Origin of the sequence: Bacillus sp. FJAT-25509 (genome assembly GCF_001420605.1) — a bacterium.
Lineage (GTDB): Bacteria > Bacillota > Bacilli > Bacillales > Bacillaceae_G > Gottfriedia.
This window is the reverse complement of record NZ_LJIZ01000016.1, coordinates 352087-364773: the sequence shown is the minus strand read 5'-3', so window position 1 is coordinate 364773 and position 12687 is coordinate 352087. Positions and strand designations below refer to the sequence as shown.

The 12687-nt window shown below is 34.3% G+C and carries 13 protein-coding genes; 12 read left to right on the top strand and 1 reads right to left on the bottom strand.

The genetic code is table 11. The annotated features are described in order from the left end of the window. Nucleotides 1–8 precede the first annotated feature (8 nt). The 5 genes from pknB (at nt 9) to spoVM (ending at nt 4463) form a co-directional block, all read left to right on the top strand. On the top strand, nt 9–2003 hold the full coding sequence (pknB, locus tag AN960_RS10975; protein ID WP_056471186.1) for a Stk1 family PASTA domain-containing Ser/Thr kinase: 1995 nt from the start codon (nt 9–11) through the stop codon (nt 2001–2003). Between the two features lie 20 nt (nt 2004–2023). Continuing rightward, on the top strand, nt 2024–2905 hold the full coding sequence (gene rsgA / locus AN960_RS10970; RefSeq protein ID WP_056470934.1) for a ribosome small subunit-dependent GTPase A: 882 nt from the start codon (nt 2024–2026) through the stop codon (nt 2903–2905). 2 nt (nt 2906–2907) lie between these two features. Next, nucleotides 2908–3552, top strand: coding sequence for a ribulose-phosphate 3-epimerase (gene rpe / locus AN960_RS10965; protein ID WP_056470931.1), 645 nt, complete (start codon nt 2908–2910; stop codon nt 3550–3552). 91 nt (nt 3553–3643) lie between these two features. Continuing rightward, nucleotides 3644–4285 carry a thiamine diphosphokinase gene (locus AN960_RS10960; RefSeq protein ID WP_056471183.1) on the top strand — a complete coding sequence of 214 codons (642 nt, stop codon included), beginning with the start codon at nt 3644–3646 and terminating at the stop codon, nt 4283–4285. Between the two features lie 94 nt (nt 4286–4379). Continuing rightward, on the top strand, nt 4380–4463 hold the full coding sequence (gene spoVM, locus AN960_RS10955; RefSeq protein ID WP_056470930.1) for a stage V sporulation protein SpoVM: 84 nt from the start codon (nt 4380–4382) through the stop codon (nt 4461–4463). A gap of 97 nt (nt 4464–4560) precedes the next feature. Here spoVM and rpmB read toward each other — a convergent pair whose 3' ends face one another. After that, a complete protein-coding gene (rpmB, locus tag AN960_RS10950; protein WP_025568947.1) occupies nt 4561–4749 on the bottom strand; it encodes a 50S ribosomal protein L28 in 189 nt (62 codons plus the stop codon). A gap of 336 nt (nt 4750–5085) precedes the next feature. Between rpmB and AN960_RS10945 the strand changes: the two genes are divergently transcribed. The 7 genes from AN960_RS10945 (at nt 5086) to plsX (ending at nt 12675) form a co-directional block, all read left to right on the top strand. Continuing rightward, on the top strand, nt 5086–5448 hold the full coding sequence (locus AN960_RS10945) for an Asp23/Gls24 family envelope stress response protein (RefSeq protein ID WP_025568946.1): 363 nt from the start codon (nt 5086–5088) through the stop codon (nt 5446–5448). A 23-nt stretch (nt 5449–5471) separates the two neighbouring features. Further along, entirely contained in the window at nt 5472–7160 is a 1689-nt protein-coding gene (locus AN960_RS10940) for a DAK2 domain-containing protein (protein WP_056470927.1), read from the top strand. 227 nt (nt 7161–7387) lie between these two features. After that, nucleotides 7388–8050 carry an L-serine ammonia-lyase, iron-sulfur-dependent subunit beta gene (gene sdaAB, locus AN960_RS10935; protein ID WP_056470924.1) on the top strand — a complete coding sequence of 221 codons (663 nt, stop codon included), beginning with the start codon at nt 7388–7390 and terminating at the stop codon, nt 8048–8050. A 17-nt stretch (nt 8051–8067) separates the two neighbouring features. Then, nucleotides 8068–8949 (top strand): L-serine ammonia-lyase, iron-sulfur-dependent, subunit alpha, encoded by an 882-nt coding sequence (sdaAA, locus tag AN960_RS10930; protein ID WP_025568942.1) that lies wholly within the window; start codon nt 8068–8070, stop codon nt 8947–8949. Beyond that, entirely contained in the window at nt 8949–10997 is a 2049-nt protein-coding gene (gene recG / locus AN960_RS10925; RefSeq protein WP_056470922.1) for an ATP-dependent DNA helicase RecG, read from the top strand. The genes sdaAA and recG overlap by 1 nt, the downstream gene beginning before the upstream one ends. A 103-nt stretch (nt 10998–11100) precedes the next feature. Beyond that, on the top strand, nt 11101–11667 hold the full coding sequence (gene fapR / locus AN960_RS10920) for a transcription factor FapR (protein ID WP_025568940.1): 567 nt from the start codon (nt 11101–11103) through the stop codon (nt 11665–11667). 12 nt (nt 11668–11679) lie between these two features. Continuing rightward, nucleotides 11680–12675: a phosphate acyltransferase PlsX gene (plsX, locus tag AN960_RS10915; protein WP_056470919.1), complete on the top strand. Its 996-nt coding sequence runs from the start codon at nt 11680–11682 to the stop codon at nt 12673–12675. The last annotated feature ends 12 nt before the right edge of the window (nt 12676–12687 follow it).

The following is a 12687-nucleotide window of genomic DNA, read 5'->3' as shown; positions in this document are numbered from 1 at the left end:
TGATGAGCGTGATGATTGGTAGACGCCTAAACGACCGATATAAGATCTTAAAATTAATTGGTGTTGGCGGTATGGCAAACGTTTATTTAGCCCGTGATATGATATTAGATCGAGATGTAGCTGTAAAAATGTTAAAAGCTGATTTTTCGAACGACCCTGACTTCTTAAGAAGATTTCAACGTGAAGCCTATTCAGTTACTTCGCTATCTCATCCAAATATCGTAAGCTCATATGACGTTGGGGAAGAAGATGGATTACAGTATATCGTCATGGAATACGTTGAAGGTGAGACTTTAAAGGAGTATATTCAGCATCATACACCAATAAAGCCAAAAGAAGTATTGAGGATTATGGAACAATTAGCATCAGCATTAGCTCATGCGCATCATTTTCAAATCGTTCATAGAGATGTAAAACCGCAAAATATTTTAATCAATAAAGAAGGAAATGTAAAAATAACTGATTTTGGAATTGCAACAGCTTCGACAGCTGCAACAATTACACAAACAAATTCAGTACTTGGTTCTGTTCATTACCTTTCACCTGAACAAGCAAGAGGTGGAGTTGCGAATAAAAAGTCAGATATTTATTCTTTAGGAATTGTAATGTTTGAGCTTTTAACTGGAAAACTACCATTTTCGGGTGAGAGTGCAGTTGCAATCGCATTAAAACATTTACAAAGCGAAGTTCCGCCACCAACAAAATTTAATCCAGAAATACCACAAAGCGTTGAAAATATCGTTTTAAAAGCTACTGCCAAAGATATTTTTTATCGATATGATACTGCAGATGAGATGAAGCTAGATTTACAAACTGCTTTAGATAGTGATCGTTTGAATGAAAAACGTTTTGTGATTCCTACAAATGATGATGAAACGAAGGTAATTCCGATCATAAAGGATATACCTGTATCAACTAATGATGATACTGTTGTCGTACCAACAAAGAAAAAATCAACTAAAGAAAAAGAACCGATTAAAAAAGAAACTGTCAAAAAAGAAACTGTCAAAAAAGAACCTGATAATCTAAAACGGAAGAAGAAGAATTCTTTTGCAAAGTTTATTATAGGTACTTTTATAGCACTTTTAATTGGTGGTTTATTAGCGATAACTTTGATTCCTGCGTTATTTTTGCCTGAAGACGTAGAAATTCCAGATGTTAAAGATATGACATACGAAAGTGCGGTTACGTTGCTTGCATCAAAAGGCTTAAAGATAAGCGATCCTAAAGAAATTTTTGATGATGAAGTTGATGAAGGTAAAGTAGTAAAAACTTCTCCTAATATTGGGGAAACTGTTAAAGAAAATTCATCGATAACGATTTATAAATCAAAAGGTAGAAAAAGTAACGAGATGGAAGACTTAAAAGGATTCCAATACAACACAGTAAAATCTAGATTACAAGACGATTATCGTTCTGTTACAACGCATTTTATCGAAAGTGATGAATCAGAAGGTGAAATAATCGACCAATCTCCAAATGTCGGAGCTGAAGTCGTTCCATCAGAAACAGATTTAAATGTATGGATTAGTAAAGGGGCATCTACGATCACTCTTCGTGACTTAAAAGGATGGTCTAGAAAAGATGTTGAAACCTATGCAGGTGACAATAACTTAAAGCTTAATGTAACGAAAGAAGATTCTGGAACAGTTGCTGAAAATCATGTTATTTCTCAATCTCCATCTGCTAACGTTGCAGTAAAAGAAGGGGATACATTAAATGTTGTTATTTCTTCTGGAAAACAAAAAGAAAAGACGAAAAAAGTAACAATTAATGTACAAGTACCATATACCCCAACAAATCCTAGTGCACCTCAGCTAATCGAGGTATTTATTAGGGATAAAAAAAATAATGGTGAAAAACCTGCAATTTCAAAATCGATCACCGAAACAACTACTATACCGGTAGAAGTGACAATTGATCCTGGACAAACTGCTTCCTATAAAATTGTTAAAGATGGTCAAGTTATTGCAGAAAGAGATGTACCTTATCCATCGAATTAAAGAGCTGTAGGAGTGAGTATATGCCAGAAGGCAAAATCATAAAAGCATTGAGTGGATTCTATTATGTCGAAACAGATGAGACAGTTGTTGCTTGTCGTGGTAGAGGAAATTTTCGTAATAAGAAAATAACACCTTTAGTTGGAGACGAAGTAGAATATCATATCGAAAAAAGTGGAGAAGGTTATCTACTTGAAATTAAAGAGCGAAAGAATGAACTTGTTCGACCTCCTGTTGCAAATGTTGATCAAGCAATATTAGTTTTTTCAGCCGTAGAGCCCGATTTTTCTCCAATATTATTAGATCGATTCCTTGTATTAATTGAGTTTAATGAAATTAAACCGTTAATTGTTATTACAAAGATCGATTTATGTTCTGAAACACAATTAAAATTAGTGTATGAATACGTTTCTTATTATCGCCAAATTGGATATGAAGTATGTTTAACTTCTTCAAAAACTGAGGAAGGATTAGAAAAAGTACTTCCACATTTGTCAAATAAAATATCTGTATTTGCAGGACAATCTGGCGTTGGTAAGTCAACTTTACTAAATGCGATTAATCCGGAGCTAGATTTAAAAACAGGTATTATTTCCTCTCATTTAGGACGAGGAAAACATACAACTAGACATGTTGAATTAATAAAAATTGGACAAGGGCTAGTTGCGGATACTCCTGGTTTTAGTTCATTGGACTTTATGGGAATCGAATCCGAAGATTTATCGTATTGTTTTGTGGAAATGCGTGAAAAAAGTCAAGATTGTAAATTTAGAGGTTGTACCCACTTAAAAGAACCAAAATGCGCTGTAAAAGCTGCGGTTGAAAGTGGGGAAATTTCTCCTAAACGATATGATCATTATGTATCATTCATAGAAGAAATAAGAGATAGAAAGCCGAGGTATTAATCATGGTTAAAATTGCACCATCAATCCTTTCAGCGAATTTCGCTAAACTTGGAGAAGAAATTTTAGATGTAGAACGTGGAGGAGCAGATTATATTCACGTTGATGTAATGGATGGTCATTTTGTTCCAAATATTACAATTGGCCCACTAATTGTAGAAGCAATTAGACCAGTGACGAAGCTCCCACTTGATGTACATTTAATGATTGAAAAACCTGATCAATACATAGAACAATTTGTAAAAGCTGGAGCGGACATTATTACTGTTCATGTTGAAGCGTGTACGCATTTGCACCGCACGATTCAAACGATTAAATCATTTGGTATTAAAGCAGGAGTTGTTCTTAATCCAGCGACTCCAGTTTCATCAATTGAACAGATTATAGATGATGTTGACATGGTCCTTTTAATGACAGTAAATCCAGGCTTTGGAGGACAGAAATTTATTCATTCAGTTGTTCCGAAAATTAAACAAGTTGATAATTTAATTAAAGAACGCAATTTAACAGTTGAAATCGAAATAGACGGTGGCGTTGACGAGCATACGGCTAAACTTTGTATAGAAGCGGGTGCTACCGTATTAGTAGCCGGTTCAGCAGTTTATAATAAGGAAGACAGAAAAGAAGCAATCGCGAAAATTAGAGGATAATGTAATCATCTAAAATTGCATGGAAAATCTAATTATGAAACAAAAAATGCAATCGACATTCGATTGCATTTTTTTTAAAGGTGGAAAAAAGTTGATTATACATATTGTAGGTGCAGGACCGAAATCGAATACAATAACTGAAATTACACAAAAAGTCGAAAACCAAGTGCTGATTGGTGTAGATAATGGATCTCATTACTTAATAGAAGAAGGATTAATTCCAGAGGCAATATTCGGTGATTTTGATTCATTAAGCGATGAAAATTTAGAAAAGATAAAAAGACTTGTCCCAAATGTTTTTATTTACCCTCCTGAGAAAGATGAAACTGATTTAGAACTTGCTATTCAATGGGCAATTACAAAAAAACCAGAAAAGATATTCGTCCACTGTGTTACTGGAAAACGTTTAGATCATGAATTTGGCAGTATTACATTATTAATAAAATTTATGAATTCAGGTATTCCAATAAAAATCGTTGATGAATATAACGAAATATATGTCATTAAGGAAGGGACCCATTATATTAGTAAGCTACAACAATTTAAATACGTATCCTTTTTTTCATTAGGTGCTAAAGTAGAGAATTTAACTTTAAAGGGGTTTAAATATCCACTAACGAATCATTTATTAGAGATTGGATCATCCCTATGTGTAAGCAATGAACTGCTGGAGAGTGAAGGGTCTATTTCATTTAGCGAAGGCATAGCATTAGTAGTAAGGAGCAAAGATTAACAATTTCATGTCATAGTTTTCGCTCAACGCAAGTAGAATGTAATAGGATTAATCTTTTCCTTAAAAATGCTAGAAAGCTTGTAGGAGGGAAAGCATGAGATTTTATACGATTAAATTACCTAAATTTCTTGGCGGACTTGTTCGCGCCATGCTGAGTACATTTAAAAAAGACGCTTAACTTAGTTGGAGTAGGTTTTTTGGTTAAAAGGCAATAGGAGTCATAAAAAAAGTAAAAAAGCATAGCGGATTGCTATGCTTTTTAGTACGTTAATAAATTAAACGCGCTCAATTTTACCTGATTTTAATGCTCTCGCTGAAACGTAAACACGCTTTGGTTTACCGTTTACTAAAATACGAACTTTTTGAAGGTTAGCACCCCAAGTACGTTTTGAAGCATTCATAGCGTGAGAGCGACTGTTACCAGAACGAGACTTTCTTCCTGTGATTACACAAACACGAGCCATCTATTTCCCTCCTAACAAAAAACGGAATAACATTTCAATGATTATTTTCATTCAAACACTACTATAATTTATCATACCGCTTCGCCGAATGCAACAGTTATTGGTAAGTTGTTCAAGAAAAAAACCTTGACATCGAAATGTATGATATACTAAATATTAAAGAGGGACCTCCTAAGAAATTCATTAATAATTGTATTTTCTATAATTAACCATGAATATTATTGAAATGCTAATAATAGTAGTGAGTCAATAGAATTATTTTGGAAAAAGGTATACAATAATAAGTAAGTAGTATAACTAACTATACTTGGATTATCCAATAAGGGGGACCAAATTATGTCATTAGAAATGAAAACTCAATATGGAACAATCGAGATTGGTACAGATGTGATCGCTACAATTGCTGGTGGAGCTGCCGTTGATTGTTACGGTATTGTTGGAATGGCTTCTAAGAAACAAATTAAGGATGGTCTTACAGAAATCCTAAAAAAAGATAACTTTACAAAAGGTGTTATTGTTCGCCAAGTAGGCGAAGACGTTAATATCGATATGTACATAATTGTAAGCTATGGTACGAAGATTTCTGAAGTTGCTAATAACGTACAAAATAAAGTGAAGTATACTCTTGATCAAACATTAGGCTTGTCAGTTGACTCTGTTAATATTTTTGTTCAAGGTGTGAAAGTAGCAAACCTGTAAAGACGCATTAAGGAGGAGAATTTGTGTCGATAAAACGTATTGACGGTAAATTATTTGCAGATATGGTGATTCAAGGTGCAAATAACTTAACGAAAAATGTAAAATTTGTAGATTCATTAAATGTATTCCCGGTACCAGATGGTGATACTGGAACAAATATGAATCTTTCTATTACTTCTGGATCAAAGGAAGTAATAGAAAAACCAAATAGTCATGTAGGGAAAGTTGGTCAAAGCTTTGCAAAAGGCTTACTGATGGGTGCGCGTGGTAATTCTGGTGTAATACTTTCTCAATTATTTAGAGGTTTTTCTAAATCAATTGAAACAAAGGAAACAATTTCAACAACTGATTTTGCTTTAGCGTTAGAAGCAGGGGTAGAAACTGCTTATAAAGCTGTTATGAAGCCTATTGAAGGAACAATCTTAACAGTTGCAAGAGAAACTGCAAAAAAAGCAGTTGTCATAGCAAAAACACATGAAGAATTTATTCCTTTTCTTGAGGAAACAATTATTGAAGCAAATGCATCATTAAACCGTACGCCAGACTTACTACCTGTGTTAAAACAAGTTGGTGTAGTCGATAGCGGAGGTCAAGGTTTAGTACTTGTCTATGAAGGATTCTTAGCATCATTAAAAGGTGAAGAAATTTCCCTAGAAGGTGCTGAGGCGGCTCTTTCACTTGAGGAACTAGTTGAAGCAGAACATCGTAATGTACAAAGTATGTTAAATACTGAAGACATTGTTTACGGATACTGTACTGAATTTATGGTGCGATTTGAAAAAGATAAAATAAAAAAACATCCTTTTGACATAGATACTTTCCGTAAAGAGTTAAGTTCATGGGGTGATTCTTTATTAGTAGTTGCTGATGATGAAATTGTAAAAGTTCATATTCACGCTGAGTACCCTGGGGAAGTATTTAATTTAGGTCAACGATTTGGAAGCTTTTTAAAACTAAAAGCTGAAAATATGCGCGAACAACATACTAACTTACTACATGAAGAGGTTTCAAATGAATCTCCTTCTAAAAATGAGTCTATACAATCTGCTGAAAAACAAGAATTTGGTATCGTTACGGTAGCTATGGGATCAGGGATTAAAGCATTATTTGAAAGTATTGGGGCAACTGTTGTAATTGAAGGCGGTCAAACAATGAATCCTAGTACAGAAGACATTGTAAAAGCGATTGAACAATGCAACGCAGAAAATGTTATTGTACTTCCTAACAACGGAAATATTGTGATGGCTGCCGAACAAGCTGCATCTGTTGCAGAATGTAATGTAGCAGTTGTAACGTCTAAAACAGTACCTCAAGGAATGTCAGCATTATTAGCATTTAATCCTACAGGTTCATTAGATGAAAATAAATCAGGAATGCAAGATGCTTTAAAGACAGTAAAAACAGGTCAAATAACTTATGCGGTTCGAGATACTGAAATTGATGGTGTAGAAATAACAAAAGATCATTTCATGGGAATCCTTGAAAGTAAAATTGTTACTACAGATGCCAATCAATTAGAGGCTGCAAAAAAATTACTACAAGATATGATTGATGAAGATTCTGAAATATTAACAATCTTATATGGTCAAGATGTATCGGATGAAGAACTTTCAAAATTAGTCGAATTTGCCGAAGAGAGCTTTGATCACTTAGAAATTGAAGTTCATAACGGTAAACAGCCTTTATATTCATATATTTTTTCGATTGAATAAGATATAATATAGCAAGATAAAAGAGGAAGTGGGATCACTTCTTCTTTTTTTTTGTAATTTATTTAAAGACTAATGTAAAATAACATAGAACTCTGTAGAATTTCGTATTACACTATAAGATGGACATTGCTTTGTCCGTAATACCAAGTTTTTATATAAATATTTGTTCTAACAAAACAAAAACTAAATAAAATACGCTTTTACAATAACGTATTGGGGGAAACGTGATGAAATATAAAAGTGTTTTTGACATAATTGGTCCAATTATGATTGGTCCTTCTAGTTCACATACAGCGGGAGCGGCAAAAATTGGTCGTGTAGCAAGAAATCTTTATGGAAAAGAACCAAAGAAGATTTTGATTTCATTGTATGGTTCATTTGCTAAGACATATCGTGGACATGGTACAGATGTTGCGCTTATTGGTGGATTATTAGATTTTGATACATTTGATGAGCGTATTCCAGAATCATTAAATATTGCACAAGAAAAAGGGATGTCAGTAGATTTCATTGAGGAAGATGCAGTAACAGAGCATCCAAATACAGTGAAAATTTCTATTCTCGATGATGACCAACCATTTGAATTAGTTGGAATTTCAATCGGTGGTGGAAAAATTGAAATTATTGAGTTGAATGGATTTGAACTTAAACTTTCGGGTAATTACCCTGCAATCCTTGTTGTTCATAATGACCGTTTTGGTTCGATTGCTGGTGTAACAAATGTCCTTATGAAATATGCTGTAAATATTGGCCATATGGAAGTTTCACGTAAAGAGGTCGGACAAATTGCTTTGATGGCAATTGAGGTCGACCAAGATCTAGATAATAAAGTTATTAATGAAATTGAATCTTTACCACATATCATTCGTGTTACGAAAATGGTTGATTAAGGAGAGGGGGATCTTATATGTTTAAAAATGTTGCTGAATTAGTTGAATTAGCTGAATCAAAAAATGTTAAAATTTCGGAAATAATGATTCAACAAGAGATGTTATTTACAGGAAGAAGCCGTGAAGAGATTATCGGTAAAATGGAGCAAAATCTTGTTGTTATGGAAAAGGCGGTTGAAAGAGGACTTGCAGGTGTTCACTCGCCAACAGGTTTAACAGGGGGAGACGCTGTATTACTTCAAAATTATATTGCAAAAGGTAATTTCCTTTCAGGCCATTTACTTTTAGATGCTGTTAGTAAAGCGGTTGCGACAAATGAAGTAAATGCTGCAATGGGTACGATTTGTGCAACTCCTACAGCTGGTTCTGCTGGGGTAGTACCTGGAACCCTTTTTGCTGTAAAAGAGAAATTAAATCCAACTCGAATGCAAATGATTGAATTCTTATTTGCATCAGGTGCTTTCGGTTTTGTTGTAGCCAATAATGCGTCAATTTCAGGAGCTGCAGGTGGCTGTCAAGCGGAAGTAGGATCTGCAAGTGGTATGGCAGCAGCAGCGATCGTTGAAATGGCTGGTGGTACTCCAAGTCAAAGTGCTGAAGCATTTGCTATTACATTAAAAAATATGCTTGGTTTAGTATGTGACCCGGTTGCAGGTTTAGTAGAAGTCCCATGTGTTAAGCGAAATGCAATGGGTGCTGCTAACGCAATGGTAGCAGCAGATATGGCATTAGCAGGTATTACAAGTCGTATCCCATGTGACGAAGTAATTGATGCTATGTATCGAATTGGACAAACAATGCCATCTGCGCTAAGAGAAACTGCAGAAGGAGGACTAGCGGCAACGCCAACAGGACGTGAATTAGAAGCAAAAATATTTGGTGTTTCGCTAAAAAAATAGTGAGTATTGAACTTGAACAAAAAGTATCTGTATTAAGTGGTGTTGGCGATGAAACTGAAACACAATTAAATGATATGGGTATTTTTACTATAAATGACTTAATCGAATATTTACCGTATCGATATGAGGATTTTCGAAATAAGGATTTATCAGAAGTGAAGCATGAAGAGCGCGTGACAGTCGAGGGGATTGTTCATAGCGCTCCTCTTCTTCAATATTTTGGCAAAAATAAATCACGATTAACATTTCGACTTTTAGTTGATCGATACTTAATTACTGTTATTTGTTTTAATCGACCGTATTTTAAAACAAAGTTAAACTTAAATGAGCATGTAACTGTTTCTGGTAAGTGGGATCAACATAAACAAACCATTTCATTATCAGACCTTGTATTTGGTTCTCGTACGAATAGTCATGAAATTGAGCCTGTCTATTCAATTAAGGGCAAAATGTCTGTAAAAACAATGCGTAAATTTGTTGAGCAGTCCTTTAAAAAATTTGGACATTTAATAAATGACTTAGTGCCAAAAGAACTTATTCAAAAATATAAACTTTTAAATCGTTCAGAAACTATGAGATTACTTCACCATCCAATTGATGCGAATAGTTTAAAACAAGCTAGAAGAAGCTTTGTTTATGAAGAGTTTTTTCTTTTCCAACTAAAAATGCAAGCACTTCGAAAAATTCAGCGTAATCAATCAAAAGGTATCCCAAAAACATTAAACATTGAAAAAATTCAACAACTAATCCAATCCTTACCATTTCCTCTGACATCAGCTCAAAATAGAGTTGTACAAGAAATATTCACAGATTTAGAAAGTCCTTATCGAATGAATCGCTTATTACAAGGTGATGTTGGTTCGGGAAAAACAGTTGTCGCTACCATTGCATTGTATGCATGTACACTTAATGGTTACCAAGGGGCATTAATGGTGCCTACAGAAATATTAGCTGAGCAACATTTTGAATCTTTAGCAAAAATGCTACAACATACTGAAGTAAATGTTGAACTTCTTACAAGTTCTGTAAAAGGTAAAAAGCGTCGTGAAATCCTAGAACGATTAAAAAACGGTGAGGTACATATTTTAGTCGGAACTCATGCTTTAATTCAAGATGAGGTTCAATTTAATAAATTAGGCATTGTAATTACAGATGAACAACATCGATTTGGTGTTGGTCAGCGAAGAGTTTTAAGAGAAAAAGGTTATTTCCCTGATGTTTTATTTATGACAGCAACTCCAATCCCAAGAACTTTGGCAATAACGGCATTTGGTGAAATGGATGTCTCGATTATTGATGAATATCCGGCTGGTCGTAAAAAAATAGAAACGTATTGGGTTAAACAAGAAATGTTTGATCGTGTTTTAGATTTTATCGGTAAAGAAATTAAAAATGGACGACAAGCGTATTTAATCTGTCCTCTAATCGAGGAGTCAGAGAAACTAGACCTTCAGAATGCATTGGATTTACATAGTGTTCTATCTTTTCATTATCAAAATATAGCGAAGGTTGGATTGATGCATGGAAAGCTTTCATCAACAGAGAAAGATGACGTAATGAAGGCATTTGCAGCTAATGATGTTCAAATATTAGTATCAACGACAGTTGTAGAAGTGGGTGTAAATGTACCGAATGCAACTGTGATGGTTATTTATGATGCAGACCGATTTGGACTTTCACAATTACATCAACTAAGAGGACGAGTTGGACGAGGTTCAGAACAATCATATTGTATTTTAGTTGGCGATCCAAAAAGTGAGGTAGGAAAAGAAAGACTAACAATCATGACAGAAACAAACGATGGTTTTGAGTTAAGTGAAAAAGATTTAGAACTTAGAGGACCAGGAGATTTCTTTGGAAAACAGCAAAGTGGTGTACCCGAATTTAAAATGGCTGATATGGTACATGACTATCGTGCATTAGAAGTTGCTCGAAATGATGCAACATTACTTGTTAATTCAGATGTATTTTGGAAAGCTAATGAATATCAAGAATTAAGAATGTACTTAGACAGAACGGGAATATTTAATTCAGAAAAATTAGATTAGTACTAGGTATTAAAAGTTTGTCAAAAAACTATTGTAATACGTGGATTTTTAATATAAACTGTATTTAATACCTGGTCACAAATTAGTAGTTGAGGTATGTAATATGAGAAGAAATAAAAAAGATCGTCATGAATTGTTAAAAAAAATTATAAAAGAAAATCCGTTTATTACAGATGAAGATTTAGCTAATCAATTATCTGTGAGCATACAAACTATTCGTCTTGATCGTCTTGAATTATCAATTCCTGAGTTAAGAGAGCGCATCAAAAATGTTGCCACTCAGCAATTAGAAGATGTAAAATCACTACCAGTAGATGAAATAATCGGTGAAGTTATTGATATTCATTTAAACGAAAGTGCCATTTCTATATTTGACGTTAAGGAAGAGCATACTTTTAGTAGAAATGGAATTGCCCGAGGTCATCACTTATTTGCCCAGGCTAATTCTTTAGCAGTTGCAGTTATTCATGATGATTTAGCTCTTACAGCTAAATCCAATTTTGTTTTTATTAAACCTGTAAGAACAAATGACCGAGTAATTGCGAAGGCAAAGGTTTTACCGCAAAAAGGAGATCCGAGGCGTACTACAGTTGATATCAATGGCTATGTTGAAAAAGAACATGTATTCCATGGCTTGTTCGAAATGTACCACCGAAGTATTGAAGAATAGGAAGTGAACAAGATGAAATTAGCGATCGATGCAATGGGTGGAGATCATGCCCCAAAAGCTATCGTTGAAGGTGCGATGCTTGCAGTTGAAAAATTAAATGATATACATATTACTTTAATTGGTGATGAATCAAAAATTAAACCATTCTTAACGAATGATAAAAATATAACGATTATCCATACAGATGAAGTAATTGAAGGAACTGAAGAACCAGTTAGAGCGGTTAGAAGAAAAAAGAATGCTTCTATGGTCTTAATGGCAAACCAAGTAAAAGAAGGCAATGCCGATGCATGTATTTCTGCGGGAAACACTGGAGCATTGATGACAGCGGGCTTATTAGTCGTTGGTCGAATGGAAGGTGTAGAACGACCTGCACTTTCACCTACGATGCCTACTTTAGATGGCAAAGGCTTTGTATTTCTTGATGTAGGTGCTAATGTTGATGCAAAAGCAAACCATTTACTTCAATATGCAATAATGGGATCTGTATATGCCGAAAAGGTTAGAAGTATACATAATCCGACTGTTGGATTACTAAATGTCGGTACGGAAGATAAAAAAGGTAATGAACTTGCTAAACAAACATTCCAATTACTAAAAGAAAGTAATTTGAATTTTATAGGAAATGTTGAAGCTAGAGACTTAATGAACTCAGTAGCAGATGTAGTAGTTACAGACGGGTATACTGGAAATGTAGCTTTAAAAGCTATTGAAGGTACTGCACTTGCAATGTTTTCATTAATTAAAGATGCGATGCTTACTAATTTCACATCAAAGCTTGCAGCAGCTGTATTAAAACCAAACTTAAAAGGTGTAAAAAAGAAAATGGATTACTCTGAGTATGGTGGAGCAGCGTTATTTGGCTTGAAATCACCTGTCATTAAGGCTCATGGAAGTTCTGATGCGATGGGGATTTTTAGTGCAATTAAGCAAACTCAAACGATGGTTGAACATAATGTTGTAAAACTAGTAAGTGATCACATGGAGAAAATCGAATCAAATGCATAAGGGGGTCACTCC